At 61.0% G+C, this 19,000-nt stretch carries 17 protein-coding genes; 9 read left to right on the top strand and 8 right to left on the bottom strand.

The window, feature by feature from the left end:
- Nucleotides 1-40 precede the first annotated feature (40 nt).
- The 7 genes from ACYU7Q_RS00270 to ACYU7Q_RS00240 form a co-directional block, all read right to left on the bottom strand.
- A complete protein-coding gene (locus ACYU7Q_RS00270; RefSeq protein WP_460607426.1) occupies nucleotides 41-1,006 on the bottom strand; it encodes a methionyl-tRNA formyltransferase in 966 nt (321 codons plus the stop codon).
- Nucleotides 1,007-1,117: 111 nt separating this feature from the next.
- A complete protein-coding gene (locus ACYU7Q_RS00265; RefSeq protein WP_460607425.1) occupies nucleotides 1,118-1,651 on the bottom strand; it encodes a phage tail protein in 534 nt (177 codons plus the stop codon).
- A 56-nt stretch (nucleotides 1,652-1,707) separates the two neighbouring features.
- Nucleotides 1,708-2,256: a phage tail protein gene (locus ACYU7Q_RS00260; protein ID WP_460607424.1), complete on the bottom strand. Its 549-nt coding sequence runs from the start codon at nucleotides 2,254-2,256 to the stop codon at nucleotides 1,708-1,710.
- Nucleotides 2,257-2,310: 54 nt separating this feature from the next.
- A complete protein-coding gene (locus ACYU7Q_RS00255; protein ID WP_460607423.1) occupies nucleotides 2,311-2,844 on the bottom strand; it encodes a phage tail protein in 534 nt (177 codons plus the stop codon).
- Between the two features lie 131 nt (nucleotides 2,845-2,975).
- Entirely contained in the window at nucleotides 2,976-3,509 is a 534-nt protein-coding gene (locus ACYU7Q_RS00250) for a phage tail protein (RefSeq protein WP_460607422.1), read from the bottom strand.
- A 496-nt stretch (nucleotides 3,510-4,005) separates the two neighbouring features.
- Nucleotides 4,006-5,196, bottom strand: coding sequence for a phosphoglycerate kinase (locus ACYU7Q_RS00245; protein ID WP_460607421.1), 1,191 nt, complete (start codon nucleotides 5,194-5,196; stop codon nucleotides 4,006-4,008).
- Between the two features lie 76 nt (nucleotides 5,197-5,272).
- Nucleotides 5,273-6,127: an N-acetylglucosamine kinase gene (locus tag ACYU7Q_RS00240; RefSeq protein WP_460607420.1), complete on the bottom strand. Its 855-nt coding sequence runs from the start codon at nucleotides 6,125-6,127 to the stop codon at nucleotides 5,273-5,275.
- A 68-nt stretch (nucleotides 6,128-6,195) separates the two neighbouring features.
- Here ACYU7Q_RS00240 and ACYU7Q_RS00235 point away from each other — a divergent pair, with 68 nt between their 5' ends.
- The 5 genes from ACYU7Q_RS00235 (at nucleotide 6,196) to ACYU7Q_RS00215 (ending at nucleotide 13,691) form a co-directional block, all read left to right on the top strand.
- Nucleotides 6,196-7,212: a N(4)-(beta-N-acetylglucosaminyl)-L-asparaginase gene (locus ACYU7Q_RS00235; RefSeq protein WP_460607419.1), complete on the top strand. Its 1,017-nt coding sequence runs from the start codon at nucleotides 6,196-6,198 to the stop codon at nucleotides 7,210-7,212.
- On the top strand, nucleotides 7,209-7,913 hold the full coding sequence (locus ACYU7Q_RS00230; protein WP_460607418.1) for a copper homeostasis protein CutC: 705 nt from the start codon (nucleotides 7,209-7,211) through the stop codon (nucleotides 7,911-7,913). The genes ACYU7Q_RS00235 and ACYU7Q_RS00230 overlap by 4 nt, the downstream gene beginning before the upstream one ends.
- A gap of 97 nt (nucleotides 7,914-8,010) precedes the next feature.
- On the top strand, nucleotides 8,011-10,707 hold the full coding sequence (locus ACYU7Q_RS00225; protein WP_460607417.1) for a D-alanine--D-alanine ligase family protein: 2,697 nt from the start codon (nucleotides 8,011-8,013) through the stop codon (nucleotides 10,705-10,707).
- 85 nt (nucleotides 10,708-10,792) lie between these two features.
- Nucleotides 10,793-11,554 carry a PASTA domain-containing protein gene (locus tag ACYU7Q_RS00220; RefSeq protein WP_460607416.1) on the top strand — a complete coding sequence of 254 codons (762 nt, stop codon included), beginning with the start codon at nucleotides 10,793-10,795 and terminating at the stop codon, nucleotides 11,552-11,554.
- 145 nt (nucleotides 11,555-11,699) lie between these two features.
- Nucleotides 11,700-13,691 carry a T9SS type A sorting domain-containing protein gene (locus ACYU7Q_RS00215; RefSeq protein WP_460607415.1) on the top strand — a complete coding sequence of 664 codons (1,992 nt, stop codon included), beginning with the start codon at nucleotides 11,700-11,702 and terminating at the stop codon, nucleotides 13,689-13,691.
- An 83-nt stretch (nucleotides 13,692-13,774) separates the two neighbouring features.
- Here ACYU7Q_RS00215 and ACYU7Q_RS00210 read toward each other — a convergent pair whose 3' ends face one another.
- The gene (locus ACYU7Q_RS00210) at nucleotides 13,775-14,290 is read right to left on the bottom strand and encodes a fasciclin domain-containing protein (protein WP_460608723.1); all 516 of its coding nucleotides are present in this window, start codon (nucleotides 14,288-14,290) and stop codon (nucleotides 13,775-13,777) included.
- 695 nt (nucleotides 14,291-14,985) lie between these two features.
- Here ACYU7Q_RS00210 and ACYU7Q_RS00205 point away from each other — a divergent pair.
- The 4 genes from ACYU7Q_RS00205 (at nucleotide 14,986) to ACYU7Q_RS00190 (ending at nucleotide 18,771) form a co-directional block, all read left to right on the top strand.
- Nucleotides 14,986-16,215: a site-specific integrase gene (locus tag ACYU7Q_RS00205; protein WP_460607413.1), complete on the top strand. Its 1,230-nt coding sequence runs from the start codon at nucleotides 14,986-14,988 to the stop codon at nucleotides 16,213-16,215.
- 487 nt (nucleotides 16,216-16,702) lie between these two features.
- Nucleotides 16,703-17,029, top strand: coding sequence for a helix-turn-helix domain-containing protein (locus tag ACYU7Q_RS00200; protein ID WP_460607411.1), 327 nt, complete (start codon nucleotides 16,703-16,705; stop codon nucleotides 17,027-17,029).
- Nucleotides 17,016-18,119, top strand: coding sequence for a hypothetical protein (locus ACYU7Q_RS00195; RefSeq protein WP_460607409.1), 1,104 nt, complete (start codon nucleotides 17,016-17,018; stop codon nucleotides 18,117-18,119). Before ACYU7Q_RS00200 ends, ACYU7Q_RS00195 begins: the two co-directional genes overlap by 14 nt.
- A 166-nt stretch (nucleotides 18,120-18,285) precedes the next feature.
- A complete protein-coding gene (locus ACYU7Q_RS00190) occupies nucleotides 18,286-18,771 on the top strand; it encodes a hypothetical protein (protein WP_460607408.1) in 486 nt (161 codons plus the stop codon).
- The last annotated feature ends 229 nt before the right edge of the window (nucleotides 18,772-19,000 follow it).

The following is a 19,000-nucleotide window of genomic DNA, read 5'->3' as shown; positions in this document are numbered from 1 at the left end:
AAGCAAAGGTTTGAAAAATAAATGTGCAAAAAATAGCAAGTTACGCGTGTGTATAAGCGTGATTATCAGCTGGTATTGGTGAAGACGCATTGCCCAGTACCTCTCCTGCCTGCACGCCCATGCCGGCCAGCTGCCCGCCGGTAAAGTACCCTTCATCTAGGGCCAGCACGTCGAGCTGCAACACCTGGTTTCCGCCGCAGGCCACCAGCAGAACCTGGCCGGGGGCGGCCAGTACCACGGTGCCGGGCGCGGCGGCCACGGTTTCGGGCCGGGGCGTGGCCACCAGCACCCGCAGCAGCTGGCCGCGCAGAGTGGCCAGCGCGCCCCGGTTCCAGGGATTGGCGGCCCGCACCAGCCGTGCAATGGCAGCGGCCGGCTCTTGCCAGTCGATGCTCACATCGGCCAGTCCGGCGCGCGGCCAGTAGCGGGCAGCGGCTTCGTTCTGGGGCTGTTCGGGTAGGGGCATTTCGCCGCGCAGGCCGGCCAGCAGCTGGCGGCCGGTGCCCACGGCTGCTAAGGCCAGCTGGGCCCGGTGCAGGCCGTGCGTATCATTCGGCCCGATGGGCACCGGCGTGGCCAGCAGCACCGGGCCGGTATCGAAGTCCTCGGCCATGCGATGCACCGTTACGGCCCCGGCCGGTTCGCCGTGGCGCAGCTGCCAGAACGTGGGCTCGGGGCCGCGGTAGCCCGGCAGAGCGGCGAAGTGAAAATTGAGAAAGCCACGCGGCGGCAGGGCCAGCACGGAGGCGGGGATGCGCCACGGAAAGGTGAGCACCAATACGACCTCGGCTTCGGTAGCGGCTATCCACTCGGCCAACTCCGGCCCCAGGTTAGCCCGTGCTAAGGTGCGCGGCACCACGTGGGCCTGGGCGAGCAGAGCGGCTACCTGCACGGCTTCTTCGCGGCGGCTGGCCGGCATGGCCACGCCGGCTACTACGCCCTGGCTCAACAGGTCTTGCAGCAGGGGCCAGCCCAGCAGGCTGCTAAGGATAACGGCAACGCGCATAAGTAGTGGGTGGAAAGGAAAATGCTGCGCCGGCCAGCTGTTCCGATACCGATTGAAACTCCCCGAAGCGGGCAGTGGCCGAGATTGGAACAACTAGCCGGCGAGCGAAACTTAGCTGCGCGAAGGGTAGATGCCTTGCAGGGCGATGACGTAGTTGAGGCCCAGCACCGGCTGGCGGTTCTCGTGGGGCTGGCTGCCACCAGCATTGCCCGAGGTGCCTTGGGCGGCACTGCCCATGGTGGCATTGGCGGGGCCGGCACCATACTGCGCATTGGCATCAGCGGCCAGGAAATTGCCTTTGGGCGTGTTGGGGTCGCCTAGCTCGGCCGTTTGCATGGTGCCCGTAACGGGGTGTATATGAGCTGGTATTTGATTGGTATTCAAACCTACCGACTCGACCCCGCCAACCTGGCCCAAGGTATAAGCGCTGCCGCCCGCAAGCTGCCCGGCACCTACTGGCACGCGGCCGTTCAGGTTGGGCAGGTTGAAGGTGGTGGTGCCATTACCGCCATAAGTGGTGCCCAGCAGGGAAAAGAGGGCTTGGTTTTGATTGATAGCCAGCGTCTGGCCGCTGCACATTGCCCAGCCTCTGGGAGCAAAATTGAAGCTGGTAACTTGAATCTCGCCGATAAAGGGGTCGCTCATGGTGATGAGGTGCTGAAAAGATTATAAATGACTGAATGCCGAAAAAGAGGCTGTTCTTACTGCGGCGACGGGTAAATGCCGTCCGTGCAGATGATGAAATTCATCGCCAGCACGGGCTGGATGTTGGAGTGCGCCTGGCTGCTCCCCGCTACGCCCAGCGAACCCGTCAGCGCCTGGGCGTTCAGGGTAGCGCCAGCCGTGGCTGCGGCCGCGTAGGGCTTGTTGCCGGCGCTGGTGGCCGGGAATTTCCCGACCGGAGCTGAGGAAGCTGTGCCGCTGGTTACGGCTTGCAGCGGCACGTTCGCGGCGTGCCCGTGAACCGGCAACTGGGTGGCAGTCAGCGTGACGTTTTCCGTACCAACCTGTGCTCCCAGCGGGTAGGGACTAAGCCCGGCCCCTTGGCCCTGGGACCCAACCGCCAGGCGGCTGTTCAGGTTAGGTACCGCGAAAGTGGTTTGGCCATCGCCCCCGTAGGTAGTACCTATCAGGTTGAAGAGGGTATCGTATTGACTGATTTGCAGCAATTGACCATTGCAGGAAACAAAGCCGACCGGTGCGAAAGTAAAGCCGACCGCAATGACTTGGCCGATGTATGGGGATGACATAATGAAGCCGCTTGTGCGTTGTTTAGAGAGGTTAAAGGGAAGGGCGATGCCGTACTATTGCCGCTGCGGGAAAACACCCTGCGTGGCAATGCAGTAGTTCAGCACCAGAAACGGCATGCGGTTTTCGTGGGCCTGGCTGCCGCCGGTCGGGGCACTGGTGCCGTTGAGCAGGCCCGCCGCCATATTGCCACCGCCGCCCGAGTCGCCATACTGGGAGTTGCCCGTGGCGAAGTAGCCCGCCGCCGGCGAGTTATTGTCCCCCGCCACCGTGCTCACCGGCACCGTCGCGCTGAACGTGTGGGTGTGCGCAGGCAGTTGGTTGCTGAGCAACGTCACGCTCTCCGTGCCGACCATAGTGCCCTGCGGGTAGTTGGTGAGGCCAGCACCCTGGCCCATGCCCACCATGGCACGGCCCCGCAAATCGGGCAGGCCAAAGGTGGTGCGGCCGTCGCCGCCGTACTGCGTGCCCAGCAACGAAAACAAGGCGGTGTTCTGACTGATTGACATCAACTGCCCTTGGCAAAGCGCCCACCCGCTCGGGGCGAAGTTGAACGGCAGCAGGCGGATTTCTCCAACAAAAGGGTCCATAAACGAAAAAAAGGTAAGAGTGGGAAATTGGCGTCAGCAAGCTGCTGGCGCTTGGAAAACTATCAATGGAGGCCGGCTACGAGCGCCGGAAAAGCCAGCGCCGGACGGCCCAGGCTCGCTGCCCCTCCTGCTTATACCGTGGCGTGGCGTGACCGGTGCAGATGCGCCAGGCGCAGCTCCAGCACGGCCGTGGTGGTGGCGGGGGCATTGGCCAGCTTAATGGCGAAGAACTGCCCCAGCGGGGCGGCACCGGCGGGCTGGCGAGCGGCCGAGGCCTGCATCGTGGCCATTTCCTGGCGCAGGTCGGGCAAGGCGAAGGTGCTGCGGCCGTTGCCGCCGTAGGTGGCGCCCAGCAGGGCAAACAGCGCCGGATGCTGAACCACACTCAGCTCGCGGCCATCGCACAGTGCCCAGCCCGAAGGCAGCTCCGTGCCGGCCAGCAGCTTCACTACGCCAATGTATTCATCGCCACCCACCGCAGCCGAGGCCGGTAGTGGGGCCACAGCCGGAGCCACCGGACTAGCCAGCAAAGCTGTGGGCGCGGCCAGCAAACCGGTGCCGAGCAGGGCGCTCAGCCCCTTCAGCCAGCTGCGGCGCGACGCAAGCTGGGGCAGGGCCGGGGCCGAAACATCGTGAGTAATAGATTGAGTAAGGAGTGTAATCATATTTTAAATGTGATTCTATGAGGAAAAGCAGGGTAAAGGTAAGGATTGTGATTACACTACAAACTGCTCAGCATTAATTAATCTTACGTTTTAAAGGTCAGCGCTTTCGAAATGCATTGAAATAGCGATTTCAGGGGCAAGACAAGGAATCGTTTATTTCTATAACGTTACCTTAATACTGCGTCTAGGTGCCTGCAATGGCGTTACAACAATCCATTTTTCTTTTCTGGCCAAGTGCTTTTTCCTACCCATATTTAATATATAATAATTTTAATATTAATGCCTTCCAACAGGTTCCCTTACCTGAGGCACCGATGCTTTAACTACACCGCAAAATACCGGCATTGCCAGTGGCTGCAATAGCGTATAAATACGTGGTTTTCGAAGCTGGCATATTTGACGATTGATGCGGTAAACATCAAAATCCCCGCTAGCCGCGGCTGCCATGGCAGCCGCGGCTAGCGGGGATTTTGATGTTCGAAAGTCGGTTTAAAGCCTATCCCAGGGCCGTTACGCCGGGCAGCTCCTTGCCTTCCATATATTCTAGCAGCGCGCCGCCGCCGGTCGAGATATAGCTCACCTGGTCGCCAAAGCCGAGCTGCTGCACGGCCGCGGCCGAGTCGCCGCCGCCGATGAGCGAGTAGGCGCCGGCCGCCGTGGCCTCGGCAATGGCGCGGGCCACATACTCGGTGCCGAGCGAGAAGTTGCTCATCTCGAACACGCCCATCGGGCCGTTCCAGAGGATGGTTTTGCTCTGGCGGATAACTTCGGCGAAGGCCTCGCGCGAATCGGGGCCGAGGTCGAGGCCCATCCAGCCGTCAGGGATGCTGGTGTTGGCAGCCACGTCCACGTTGGCGTCGTTGGCGAACCTATCGGCGATGAGCGAGTCGGACGGCAGCATCAGGTTCACGCCCTTATCCTTGGCTTTCTGGATGAGCTGGCGGGCCAGGTCCACCTTGTCAGCCTCCAGCAGCGAACTGCCCACGTGGCCATTCTCGGCCACGGCAAACGTGTAGGCCATGCCGCCGCCGATGAGCAGGTTATCCACCTTATCAAGCAGCTTTTCGATGATGAGAATCTTGTCCGAAATCTTGGCACCGCCCATGATGGCAGTGAAGGGCCGCTCGGCATTCTCCAACACCTTTTTGGCATTGTCAATTTCGGATTGGAGCAGGTAGCCACCCACGCGGTCCTGCGGGGCGAAGGAGTTGGCCATCACGGCTGTGGAGGCATGGGCGCGGTGGGCAGTGCCGAAGGCGTCGTTCACGTACACAGTGCCAAGCGCGGCCAGCTTGGCGGCAAAGGCCGGCTCGCCGGCTTCCTCTTCCTTATAGAAGCGCACGTTGTCGAGCAGCAGCACCTGGCCGGGCTGCAAGGCGGACGCTTTCTGGGCAGCTTCGGCCCCCAGCACGTCGCCGCCGAACTGCACTTCGCGGCCGTATTCCTGCGAGAGACGCGCCACGAGGGCTTCGAGCGAGTATTTCTGCTCGTAGCCGCCCTTGGGCCGGCCCAGGTGCGAGAGCAGCACCACGGAGCCGCCGTCGTTCAGGATTTTCATCACCGAGCGGGTGGCCATGCGGATGCGCGTGTCGTCGGTGATGCGCAGGTCTTTGTCGAGCGGCACGTTGAAATCGACGCGCATCACAGCGCGCTTGCCGGCGAAATTATAGGTATCGAGGGTGTTCATGGGGTTGTGGGGACTTGGAGTGATGGTGGCGCAAAAGTGCAGCGCTTTCGCAGATTTACTTGCTTACCGGCAAAACTCATTCGGGGTTGGGCGCGCGGTGGTAGCGCACCAGCGCTTCAATCGGCGTTTCCATAATCTGGCCCACGGCCATGCCGTGGCGGGTGGCCGCAGCAGCCAGCGCCGCCCGAAAATGGTAACCGATGGAGCCCACGCAATTGAAAGTATAGCTTTGAAAATTGGGATAATGAGTGACTATTTGCGCAAAAAATGTGTCGAACGCCTCCCCTACCACGGCCTGGCAATACGGTTCGGCGTAATGGTCGCCGGCAAACCGGGCGAAGCTGGCCAGAAAGCGGTTGGGCGAGGGCTGATTGTAAAGCCGGTCGAGCACCTCGCTGATTTCGCCCAGCTGGTAGGTGGCCTTAAACTGGTCGGCCAGACCCGCGGGCAGGCGGCCGCGCAGGTAGTCGCGCAGCACTATCCGGCCAATGGACGTGCCCGAACCTTCATCGCCCAGCGAGTAGCCCAGCGACTCCACCACCTGCGTAATACGCTGGCCATCATACAGACAGGAATTGGTGCCCGTGCCCAAAATGGCCGCGAAGCCCGGCTGCCGGCCCAGCAGCGCCCGCGCCGCCGCCAGCAGGTCTTCGGCCACCTGCACCTGCCGCGCCTGCGGAAATACCTGTCGCAACGCCCCGGCCACTATCTCCGCTTTGGTCGGCGAGAGCACACCCGAACCATAATAGTAGATGGCGCTGATGGAAGCCTGGCGCACCGCCGCCGGCACGGCCCGCGCCAGCGAGGCGGCAATGGCGGGCGTATCCCAGAAGTAGGGGTTGTAGCCTTCGGTGCTGAAATAGATGGGCTTGGCGGCATCCAGCAGGCACCAGCTGCAAGTGGTCGAGCCGCCGTCGGCGAGAAGTAGCATAGCGGCGAAAGTACGCGGGAGTTGGCGGCTGGATGTATCTTTCGCCGTCTCATTTTCTCGTTTTGTATATGTCGTCTCGTCGGAAATTTCTGCACACTTCCGCCGCCGGGCTGGCCGGACTGGCGGCGGCCCCGCTCGCCGCCGTGACCTTGCCGGCTGCTCCAATGGTGGGCAAGCCCATCGTGATTTCGACCTGGGACGCGGGCGTGAACGCCAACAAAGGTGCGTGGCGCATCCTCGGTCCCGGCGGCTACGCCCTCGATGCCGTGGAGGCCGGCGTGATGGTGACCGAAGCCGAGCAGGGCTGCTGCGTGGGCCTGGGCGGCAACCCCGACCGCGACGGCATCGTGACGCTCGACGCCTGCATCATGGACGAGAAATTCAACTGCGGCGGCGTGGCAGCGTTGGAGCGTATCAAGCACCCCATCAGCGTGGCGCGGCGGGTGATGGAGCGCACGCCGCACGTGCTGCTGGTGGGCGAGGGCGCACAGCAGTTTGCCGTGGCCCAGGGCTTCCCGCTGGAGCCGCGCAAGCTGAGCGCCGATGCGGAAAAGGCCTATAAGAAATGGCTCGAAACCAGCCAATACAAGCCAATGGTCAACATCGAGAATTCTAAAAGCCGCCCCAACGGCCCCGTGGGCGGCCCCCAAAACCACGACACCATCGCCATGCTGGCCCTCGATGCGCAGGGCCGCATCTGCGGCAGCTGCACTACCAGCGGCATGGCCTTCAAGATGCGCGGCCGGGTGGGCGACTCGCCCCTCATCGGCTCCGGGCTGTTTGTGGACCCGGCCGTGGGGGCTGCCGCCGCCACCGGCCAGGGCGAGGACGTGGTGCGTATTGCCGGGGCCCACACCGTGGTGGAGCTCATGCGCCAGGGCCGCTCGCCGCAGGCCGCCTGCCAGGAAGCCATCGGACGCATTGCGGCCATCAAGGGCGTGAAAGCGAAGGATATCCAGGTGGCCTTCATTGCCCTGAATAACCAGGGCCAGACGGGAGCATTTGCCCTGCAAAAGGGCTTCAACTTCACGGTGAGCACCACCGACACGCCGCTGTTGCGCGACAGCGAGTTCCTGCTGAAATGAGCCGGCAACTGGAAATCTGTGCGGCTTCACTGCCCTCGGCGCAGGCTGCACAGGCGGGCGGCGCGCACCGTATCGAACTGTGTCAGAACCTGGAGCAGGGCGGCATCACGCCTTCCTACGGCCTGATTAAGGAGGTGCTGGCGCAACTCAGCCTGCCGGTGTTCGTGCTGATTCGGCCCCGAACCGGCGGCTTTGCCTATAATTCCGACGAACTATCCATCATGCGGGCCGATGTGGCCATTTGCCGCGAACTTGGCTGCGCGGGCGTGGTGCTGGGTGTGCTCGACGAGGCCGGACACATCGCCATGGCCGCCTGCCGGGCGCTCATAGCCCTGGCCGGGCCCATGCAAGTCACCTTTCACCGGGCCTTCGATGCCTGCCACGACCAGACCCAGGCCTTGGAAGACATTATTGCGCTGGGCTGCCAGCGCCTGCTCACTTCCGGGGGGCAGGCCACGGCCGAGGCAGGGCAGGCCCAACTGGCGGCGTTGGTGGCGCAGGCGGCCGGCCGCATTTCCATCATGCCGGGCGCCGGCATTACGGCCGCCAACCTCCAGCAACTGGCTGTTGGCACTGGTGCCCAGGAATTTCACGCCAGTGCCAAGCGCCTGCTCCCGGCGGACCCCGCGGCGGGCCTGTTTCAGACTGAACGTTTTGAGACGGATGCGGTTTTGGTGGCCGAGCTTGTGGCGCAGCTGTAGCGCGGTCGTACCCGGCAGGGACTTTTAGTCCGCCAAAGTCGGTTGTTCACCCGCGGACTAAAAGTCCGCGCTACGGGTTCTTACCTTTGCTGCACTTATGAAAATCGGTATTTTTTTCGGGGGCACTTCGCGCGAGCGGGAAATTTCCTTCGCCGGCGGCCGCACCGTGTTTGATAACCTGGACAAGGCGCTGTTTCAGCCCGTGCCCATCTTCGTTGACAGCCTGGGGCAGTTCATTCTGCTCGACTGGCAGTACATCTATAAAGGCACCATCCGCGACTTCTACCCGCCGGTGAGCTCGCAGCCGCCGTCGCTGCACCATTTGCAGGTCTACATCGAAAGCCTGGGCGAGCTGAGCCACGACGAGAAGTTCGAAGCCATTGCCAAAGTGGGCCGCAAGATTGACGCCGAGCAGCTGCCGCTGCTCATGGATTTTGCTTTCCTAGCCCTGCACGGGCCGGGCGGCGAGGACGGCGCCATTCAGGGCCTGCTGGAATGGCTGGGCATTCCGTACTCCGGCTCCGGCATTCTGCCCTCGGCGTTTGGCATCGATAAAATCGCGCAGAAAAACCTGCTGAAAGCGCTGGGCCGGCCCACGCCGGATTTTCGCGTCATCACGGCCGAGGAATGGGACCGCACCGACCACGCCGCCACCCTCGCCTACCTGGTGCGCGAGCTGGGCCTGCCGCTGGTGCTCAAAGCGCCGCGCCAGGGCTCCAGCATCGGCGTGAGCATTCTGAAAACCGATGAGCTGGCCAAGTTTGAGGCCGCCATCGACAAAAGCCTGTTCCGCAAAACCGTGACGCGGGCCGACTGGCAGCGCCTCGGCGAGCAGGACCAGATTGCCTGGGTGCAGCAGCTGACGGACATCCGCGAAGGCATCGGCCTGCCGGTGGTGCTCGATGACGACACGGCCCCCATCTACCACCCCGAAACCCTGCTCTTCACCCTGAATGAGCGACTGGAAACGGCCGAAGAAGTGCGCCTGACCAACATGGACGGCGAAACCCAGGTGCTGGTAGAAAGCTTCGTGGCGGGCCGCGAGTTCTCGTGCATTGTGGTGGAAGACCCCGACGGCGCGCCGCTGGCCCTCCCTCCTACCGAGATTGTGAAGGGCGAGGAGATGTTCGACTACCGCTCGAAGTACCTGCCCGGCCTGGCCCGCAAAGTCACGCCCATTGACTTGCCGGAGGATAAAATTCAGGAAATCCGCGAGGCCTGCGAAGAGATGTTCCGCACATTCGGCTTCCAGGTGTATGCGCGGCTGGATGGCTTTGTGGGGCACGATGGCAAGCTGTTTTTGAATGACCCGAACACGACTTCGGGCATGCTGCCGGCCTCGTTCTTCTTCCATCAGGCGGCCGAAATCGGGCTCAATCCGAGTCAGTTTCTTACCTACCTCATTCGCACCTCGCTGGCGGCCCGTCGCCGCGCCGGCCTGCGCCCCGTGAAGCTAGGGACGCTGCTTGATAAGCTCGATACGGCCGTGGCCGGCCGCCAGCACGAGGCCACCGAGCGCATTCGCGTGGCGGTGATAATGGGCGGCTATTCGTCGGAGCGCCACATTTCGGTGGAGAGCGGGCGCAACATTTTCGAGAAGCTGAGCTCGTCGGCCAAGTACGCGCCGGTGCCGGTGTTCCTCACCGGCTCGGCCCAGGAGCACAAGCTTTACGTGCTGCCCGTGAACGTGATGCTGAAGGACAACGCCGATGACATCCGCGAGAAAATCGAGCACGCCGAGGCCGGCGAGGGCCCGCACCCCATTCTGGCCCGCATCCGGCAGGAAGCCAGCGTGATTACCAGCACCTACGCCGGGCAGGCCCTGGCCCAGCCGCGACGCATCTCGTTTGAGGAATTGGCCGGCATGGCCGACGAGGTGTTTATTGCCCTGCACGGCCGGCCCGGCGAGGACGGGGCCTTGCAGCAGGAACTGGAGAAATTCCACCTGCCTTACAACGGCTCGGGCGTGGCCAGCAGCAGCATCACCATCAACAAGTTCGAAACCAACAAGCGCCTGCGTGAAGCCGGCTTGCTGGTAGCTGAGCACCGCATGGCCAACAAGCTGGAGTGGCAGGCCGACGCCGAAAGCTTCTACCGCAGCCTGGAAACGCAGTTCCCCTACCCCTTCATCGCCAAGCCGGCCGACGACGGCTGCTCCTCGGCGGTGAAGAAAATCAAGAACCGCGCGGAGTTGGAAGCCTTCTGCCAGTTGATTTTCCGCACCGAGGAAGACCTGATACCTGGCCCGGCCGAAGTGCTGAACCTGGGCTTTAAGGAGGAATTTCCGCGCAAGGATGCTTTCCTGGTCGAAACGCTCATCAGCCGTGATGGGGCCGCGCACTTCCTCGAAATCACGGGCGGCCTGCTCACGTCTTATGATGAGGACGGCCTGCTTGATATCGAAGTTTTTGAGGCCAGCGAGGCCTTGGCCACCGGTGAAGTGTTGAGTCTGGAGGAGAAATTCCTGGCTGGCGAAGGCCAGAACATCACCCCCGCCCGCTACGACGTGGACCCCGTGGAGCGCCAGCGCATCTCCAACGAAGTGAAGAAAGTGCTGCGCCGTGTGGCCGAAGTGCTCGACATTCAGGGCTACGCCCGGATTGACGCCTTCGTGCGGGTGCGCCAGGAGGGCGAGGTGGAGGTGCTCATCATCGAAGTGAACTCGCTGCCGGGCATGACGCCGGCCACCTGCATCTTCCACCAGACGGCGCTGGCCGGCTATACGCCTTACCAGTTCATCGACCGGATTCTGGAGTTCGGCAAGGCGCGGGCTTCTAAAATGGTTAACGGTTAATGGTCAATGATTAATAAAGTCCGCCCAGACTTTTATAAACCATTCGCCATTAATCATTAACCACTAATCATTAACCATTAAAAAAATGGCTTTCCTTACCTCCAATACCCCGCTCGACGTTGTGAAGCACCTCGTGCTCATTGCCGTGGCGGGCCTGCTGCTTGTGCTGGGCTTTTTCTACGTGTACCTGCCCGTGAGCACACACCACGGCGAAACCATCACCGTGCCCAAGGTGACGGGCATGAACGTAGCCGACCTGGAGAAATACCTTGACGAGCGCAACCTGAACTACTTCGTGGACGACTCCAGCTACAGCCCCAACATTCGCCCCTTCACCGTGCTGGTGCAGGACCCCGCGCCGGGCGAAAAGGTGAAGGAAGGCCGCAAAATCTACCTGCAGGTGAGCATGAAAAACCCGCCGGTAATCAAAATGCCCAAGCTCACCGACGGCTCCTCGAAAAATGCTATGCTCATCCTGAAAAGCTACGACCTCGTGGTGGGCCAGATTCAGTTGGTGCCCGACCTGGCCTCCGGCGCGGTGCTGAAGCAGCTAGTGAACGGCAAGGAAATCGCGCCCGGTGCGCCCATTGCCAAGGGCACGAAAGTGGACCTCGTGGTGGGCGACGGCCAGGGCAACCAGACCTTCGCCGTGCCCAACCTCATCAACATGCCCGAGGACGAGGCCATTACTTTGCTCGTGGGCCAGGGCTTGCAAAAGGGCGAAGTATTTGAGCAGCCCGCCGAGGAAGGCCAGGTAGCCGGCACCGTGGTGCGCCAGCGCCCCGTGGCCGGTCCCGATGCCACCATTCGCATGGGCCAGCTGGTGGACATCTGGGTGGCGAAATAAACTGTTAATTTTCAGCGCAAAGCGGTGCTTTGCGTCGCCGCGCCCGTGCAAACTTTTCACCGGCCAGGCGGCGCGGGGCACCGCTTCGTCGTAATGCACTATTCCGGATGCTTCGGTCGTTAGGCCCTCAAAATCCTACTAACTTATGATGACACGATTCCACACGTTGTCCCGCCTGCTACTGCCGGCGCTGCTGCTGAGTGCCGGCCCGGCGGCGGCTCAGCTCTCCCCTTCCGAGCCCCTGCTGGCCGACCCGGGCCGGGCGGCATATGCGCCCACGGCTGCTAAGCGGGCCCAAATGCGCGGCACCACGGCCTTGGGCCTGCCTTTTTTCGACGACTTCACCACTCCGCTCAATGGCAACCCCAACCCGCTGAAGTGGCTGCCCACGGGCGGCCCGTATGTGAGCAACCGCCTGGCCATCCAGCCGCTCACCCGGGGCGCGGCCACCCTCGACGGCCTGCGCGCCAATGGCCAGAGCTACAGCGGCCAGGTGAACATCGTGTACGGCCCCCTCGACTCACTGGTATCGCAGCCCATCAACCTGGGTGGCCTCACCGTCAACGACAACGTGGCCCTCAGCTTTGCCTGGCAGGCCGGCAGTGTAGTGAGCGCCCCCGGGGCCAATGGCAGCACCACGCCCGTGCGCCTGGAGCTGTTTGTCAGAACCGATGGCAATGCCTGGGAGCAGGTCTGGATGTACAATGCCCAGCGCGTGCGCACCGGCTTTCGGCAGCAGGTGGTGCTGCTGAACCAAGCCAGATACCTGCACGGCAATTTCCAGTTCATGTTCATCGCCACCGGCAACAGCTCCGAAAACCGCGACAACTGGAGCGTGGACTACATCTTGCTGGACCGGGGCCGCACCGCCGGCCTGGCCGATACTACGTTTCTGGATTCGGGTGCCGGGGGCGGCCTCACCGGCGGCAACCCTTCGGGCGGCATGCGCAGTCCGCTGCGCCGCTTTACGTCGATGCCGGTCTGGCAATTCAACGCCGCCACGCCGCCCAGCAGCGAGCTGGCCACCAATCTGGGGGTGAATTACAGCAATCTGCGCAGTAGTCTGGCCCCGCTCAACGTGAACGTGCTGGGCACCGTGCAGCAACTGCCCGCCGGCCCGGTGGTAGGCACCTGGCTGCAACGGAGCCTGCCCTTGGGTACGCTGCCCCGCCTCACGCCCGTGACCGGCGCGGCCAGTTCCGTGGCCCTACCCGCCACCCCCGATGCCAAGCGCCTGCGCTATACCATGGCCCTGAACTCGCAGGAGCAAAATCCGCTCACGCTGCCCAACGATACCATTTTTCGGGACGTGGAACTGGCCAATTATTATGCGTATGACGACGGCAGCGCCGAGGGATTTACCAACCTGCTGCCCTACGCCAGTGGCCAGCAGTCGGCCTTCGCCTACCGCTTCGACCTAAACCAGCCCGACTACGTGCGCGGCCTGCGCCTATACCCGGTGTATCCCGGCTCCAGCGTGAACAACGGCTCCCGAACGCTGGATTTTGATGCCCGCCCCGTCACCATCAGCGTGTGGGACGATGCCAGCGGCCGCCCGGCCGCCACCGCCCGGGTTTCCAAAACGGCCACCATTCCGGCTTCCGCCGCCAACATTCCGACCGGCTCGCAGTACTATCAGATTGATTTCGACCAGCCGGTGCCGGTATCGGGCATTTTCTACGTGGGCTTTTCGCAGCCATCCACCTCGGCGGGCCGCATCCTGCCCTACGCCCTCGACTACAATAACAGCTTCCCGGCCCAGCACCTGCTGCGCCGTGACAATGCCGGCGTGTGGGACACCACCAATTTCGTATCCGGCCGCGGCGCCATCATGATGCGCCCCGTGATGACCAATAACGTGGCCACTGCCACCACCCCCAGCCGCGCCGCCGCTGCCTACAGCCTCTACCCCAACCCCGCCCCTACCGGGCACGGCCACGGCACCGTGAGCATCGCCGGGCCGGGCTTTGCGCGGGCTGCCCTGCTCGATGCGCTGGGCCGTGTGGTGTGGGAGCAGCCCGCCGCCCAGGCCGGCAACGCCACCCTGCCCCTGCCCGCGCTACCCGCCGGCCTCTACACCGTGCGCCTGACCCTGGCCGACGGCCGCACCATCGGGCGAAAGCTGGTGCTGGAATAACTGCCAATTATCAACCAACAAAAAAGCCGTCCGGAGTGTCCGGACGGCTTTTTTGTTGGGTCACGCAGCCTGAGTCGGCTGAATTACTTAGCTGGCATCAGCACGGTGTCAATTACGTGGGTCACGCCGTTGCTCGATACCACGTTCGGGATGGTCACGGTGGCCATGCCGCCTTTGGCATCTTTCAGCATCACGTTGTTGCCGGATTTCATCACCGTCAGTTGCTCGCCTTCCACGGTGGTCAGCACCTGCCCGTCTTTGAGGTCAGCGGCCATGAGGCGGCCGGGCACCACGTGGTAGGTGAGAATTTTGGTGAGCGTAGGCTTCATTTCGGGCGTCACCAGTGAATTCACGGTGCCGGCGGGCAGCTTATCAAAAGCAGCATTAGTGGGCGCAAATACGGTGAATGGTCCGGCGCTTTTCAGGGTTTCGACTAGGCCGGCAGCTTTCACGGAGGCTACCAGGGTGGTGTGGTCGGCGCTGCCGCCGGCATTGTCCACGATGTCCTTATCGGGAGTCATCATGGCTCCGCCCACCATCACGCCGCCAGTGTTGGTGGTAGTGGTAGTAGTGCTCATGCCATCGCTAGTCATGGCCATTTCGCCTTTGCGGGGCGTGGTTTTGGACTTCATCTTATCGCCGGCGTCCGACTTGCCTTTCACTTTCATCTTGCCATCGTCGGCCATTTTAGTCTTCGTCGTCATGCCATCGGCTTTCGTCTTGGTCTTTTCGTCGTCGCTTTTGGTCTTCATCTCCTGCGCGAAACAGGTGGCCGAGCAGGCGACGGTCAGGGCGAGGGCCGCGAAGAATGGTTTCGTGTTCATGGTGGTGGGATTTGGAGTGAGAGAAATAGTTGTTATTCAGTCTATACGGTAGCGCAACAGCGTTGGATTTCATCCTTTCGAACTCGTCCGCATCAACAATTAATATATAATATATGAAATAAATATTATTTGAAAAGCATTCTCCGCCTGATATTCATCGGTGCTTCAATTTCCTTAACCCTGTATGATGCAGGCCCAACAGTGGATAAAATAAAAAACCCCACTTCCAGCTTGGAAATGGGGTTTTTAGTGGCCACGTTAGGAATCTCACCCTCCGACTTGCCCCGACACCGTTATATCGAAAAATACCCTGTTACAGGCTGTCTAGGCATATTGACCTTTGACACTGTCGGGATAAGACAGATCTATACCGGTTCGAATCGTCTTTTTTGTCCCCCGTTTGTCCCCCGGCTGTCCCCAGTCGGGGGACAAATGTTTACCTTTGAAGCGGCACTTTTCCCCTCCCACATATGGCAACTGTCTCGTTTCTGCTTAAGGAACCCAACGCCGCTAAGGCGACTCCAATCTTCGCATTTCTGAGCTTCGATGGCCAGCGCACAAAGGTGTCCACTGGGCTGAGCATCCGACCCAAGCAATGGCTCAAAGCAGACCAGCGGGCTCAGGTGCGCGGCTACCCCGACAACGGCACCTTGAATGACGCGCTCGAACTCATCGAGGAGCAACTACTGGCCTGCTACGGCGAACACCGAGCACAAGGAGCGCTGCCCACTACGGAAGCGTTGCGGGCTGCTGTTGCTCCCGCGGCCCCTGCCCTCCCCGCAACTATTCCCGCCCCAACTCTAAGCTTCTGGCAGCACCTGGCCGACTGGGAAGGACAAAAGCGTGCGGCCGGGCTGCTCAACACGGCCCGCACCTACGCCACGGCAGCCCGCCACTTGCGCGAGTTCGCCCAAAGCACAGGGTATGCGGTCGACTTCGATACCATCACCCCCACCTTCGGCGACAAGTTCACCGCCTACCTCATCGGGCCCGCCCATTTAACGGACAACACCGTGGGCAAGGTGCTCTCCCGAGTGAAGCGCTTCATGCGGTGGAGTGCCGAGCGCGGCTTGCACACCACCACGCAGTACACGCACCTTCGTTGGGCCCTGCGTGAGCCCGACGTAATGACGCTCAGCGCGGCGGAGGTGGCCCATCTAGCAGAGCTGCCCTTGCCCGCCGGCGGGTACCTCGACAACGCCCGCGGGCTGTTTCTGCTGAGTTGCTACACCGGTCTGCGCTACTCGGATTTGGTCAGCATCCGCCCCGAGCACGTGCACGGCACCACCCTGCGACTGGTGATGCAGAAGACGCGCGACGTGGTCACGGTTCCCTTACGCGCCGAGGCGGCCGAACTCGTTAGCAAGGTGCTCAGCGGCGAGGTGCGGCCCATAGCAAATCCTGTGCTTAACCGTTATTTGAAAGAGTTGGGGCAGCGCGCCGAATTAGCTTCCCCCGTCGAGGTGGTTCGCTACCGGGCCGGCAAGCGCGAGAGCGAGACGCTTCCCAAGTGGCAGCGCTTGACCTGTCACACCGGCCGGCGCACTTTTGCCACGCTTGCCTTGGAGCAAGGCCTGCGTCCGGAACTGGTGATGAAGATCACCGGGCACAAGAGCTGGACCAGCTTCAAGCGCTACGTCAACATCACGGCTGACGTGGTGAGCCGGGAGTTCCACCGCGTGTACGGCGGGGGTGTTTAGGTAGATTCGTTAAGTAAGCAGATGAGGTCCTTCGAGTAGGTATGTGAAGCCCGGTGCCGTGTAGTAATGCCTGGCTGCCTAGATCACCAGGGATGTCACACCGCCCTCAGCACGTTCGTGGCTTTGTTGCGAGAGCCGTTCCTACAGGTCTAGCTGGTGCTGATGGTAACTGTATACTGCACTTGGAAATTGATTACGTGGAACGTGGACACCACAGTGCAGAATGCGAAAAAGCAGCTTGTACTGGCTATTTTTTGCCAATGGGACTGGCTGAATGTTAAGGCCCGCTACCAGAAACGAAACCTGAAATGGACCGGAAGGCATGATGACCAAACGTTAAATACGCGTATGGACTAAGGTCCCCGAATTTAAAAAAGTCCTCATACGCCTCATTTTGGCATATTACCCTTGTTCGTACTTGACCTCTACATGTCGGGTTCCGCAGTTTCGTGTCGTCTTCCCCACTTAAGGGAGGCGACACAAACACATGCCACAACAACAGATACTAATCTGCGGAGTGCCGTATGAGGAACTGCTCGATGCGTTCCGTAAGGTAGTCCAGGAAGAGGTTCGCAAAGCGCTGCCGGCCGCTCCTCAGTCAGAGGAAGACCAGCACCCTTACACTGTCCAAGAGACGGCAAAATTTTTGTCCGTAACAAGACAAACAGTGCATGAATACGTCCGGCAAGGCAGGCTCAGAGTCCACAAAATCGGCGCCCGCTCCTACTTCATGCGGGCCGAAGTTCTAGCCGCCTTGCAAGGCGAAAGCTATCTGCGCACTCCCAAAGCCACCCGGACTCATGGCCGCCGTTAATCTCACCTCCGCCATCGTCGAGGCGTTGGCCGGAAACGAACGAGCTTCCATGCCGGGAAATTACGCGGCTGCCACCGGTACCTACAAACCGAACCCGGCACCAGCTTCACGCCCCTCTTCGGCCGCGTCCGTGAATTACGTTCACCACACGCGGGCGGCGCACCGCAAGCTGCTCGCGGAGCCCGCTTGCCGCCCGCATCACATGAGCCTTTACATGGCGTTGTTCCACCAGTGGAATAACGAACGCTTTCCAAAGAGCCTACGAATTGAGCGCCCTCTCCTCATGCAGGAAGCCCGAATCGGTTCTAAAAATACTTATAGCGCCGCCCTGCGCGAGCTAGAAGCGTGGGGTCTAATTGGCTACTATCCCACACGAAACAGCAACGAAGGATCCCGCATTGCCATCGTTGAGCTAGGTGGTGAGGTTAGCCCAGAAGTGGACCATCCTACGGCTTCCCGTATGCCCACTTCTGGGCCATCCGGTGGCAAGCCGCATGGCCCAGAAGTGAGCCAACCGGTTGGCCCGAAAGTGGGCCATCTCTCTTCCTCGGTTAGCCCAGATGTGGGCCATCACTCCTTATTATATAAAACTAGTACTACTAAACCAGTGCAAGGAAACGGCACTGGCGGTGCTACGCAAAAAAAAAAGGAGGGGGTAGCAGGCCCAGAGCTTGTAAAGAATGCTAGTCGGCCATCAGGCGGTACTCATTCCTCTCGCATTCGCGACGCGGCGTCCGCTCAAGCATCTGGGGTGTCCTCGACTGCGGAAAAAGGTAAGGTGCCCGCGCCGGATGTCCCCTTTGACCGGTCGGAGGTCGCGGGATTGGCTGCTTTCTGCGCAGCCTTTGCCGGCACTGATTACGAACTCGCCGACCTGGCTTTCTACCACGAGTTAGTGGGAAGCTGGCGCGACAAAAAAACCGGCGAAGCCCCGCGCCGCAAAGACTGGGTGGCCACCGCCAAACGATTTATGCTCAATGATGCCCGTGACAACCGCCTCAAACTTGCCCCAAACGTCCAGCAACACAGCGGTGGACCTAGCCACTCCCCAAACTCATCTACTGGCTATCGCTCAAGCCGCTTCGACTAGGGAGCTCGCCCATTCCACCAGCCCTGAAATCCGCGAAATATTATTTGACCTCCAAATCGGTCTCACGAAGCAAAAGGCTCTCAGTGCCCCGAAAGTGCGCGAGCTTATCCGGAGCCACGATGAGAAAACGGTTATCAAACTGGTAGTTATGACACTACGGGCAGCCGTGGAATCCTTCCAAGTAAAGCAGGCACCGGACGCTTTGGCCCTCATGGAACTCGCGGCCGACTTGGTGGCAAAGTATCCTTGCGAAAGCCTGGAAGACTTCCAACTGGCGTTAAAAACCGCGCTCCTTAAGGGAATCCAAACCTATAATTCATTGGACTCCAGCAAGTTTCATAGGATTTTCAACGACTACTTTGAGGATAAGGCCAAGTTCCTTGAAAATCGCCACCGCGACCAAAAGGCAACTAGTTCCAGTCAAGACGCCGCTGTGGTAGCCTCCATTGCCGCACAGCCACAAATTGCCACTATGCTGCAACGACGCCTCGACCCCGGCCACCCCAATCACGAGAGCCTGCGTCTTAAACTCAGCATTACCAACGGCTGCGAAAAGCGTGGGTTGATAACGCAAGAGCAAGCTGTTGAACAACGGACGCAAGTTGAAAAAGCCAATTATCGCCACGCCACCCGCCGCCAAATACCCACCTAGTGAACCACATTCGCTATTATCGTTCCCGGTGCGGCAGTACCTACCGCATTCAGACATTCTCGTCTAATCGACAGCAACCCGGCAGTGTCTTACAGGCCCGCTGCAGCAAGTATGCTACTGCGTTCGGACCTGAATACTTGACACACTCAGCGGAAGTAGACCGCCTCGTTACCATTGGTTTTTTGTGGAGATGGTCGATAAAGCACTGTATGAGGGGTCAAGCTAAACC

Source organism: Hymenobacter terrigena, from assembly GCF_054776515.1.
The sequence above is the reverse complement of the archived record's forward strand: the minus strand, read 5'-3'. Positions and strand labels throughout refer to the sequence as shown.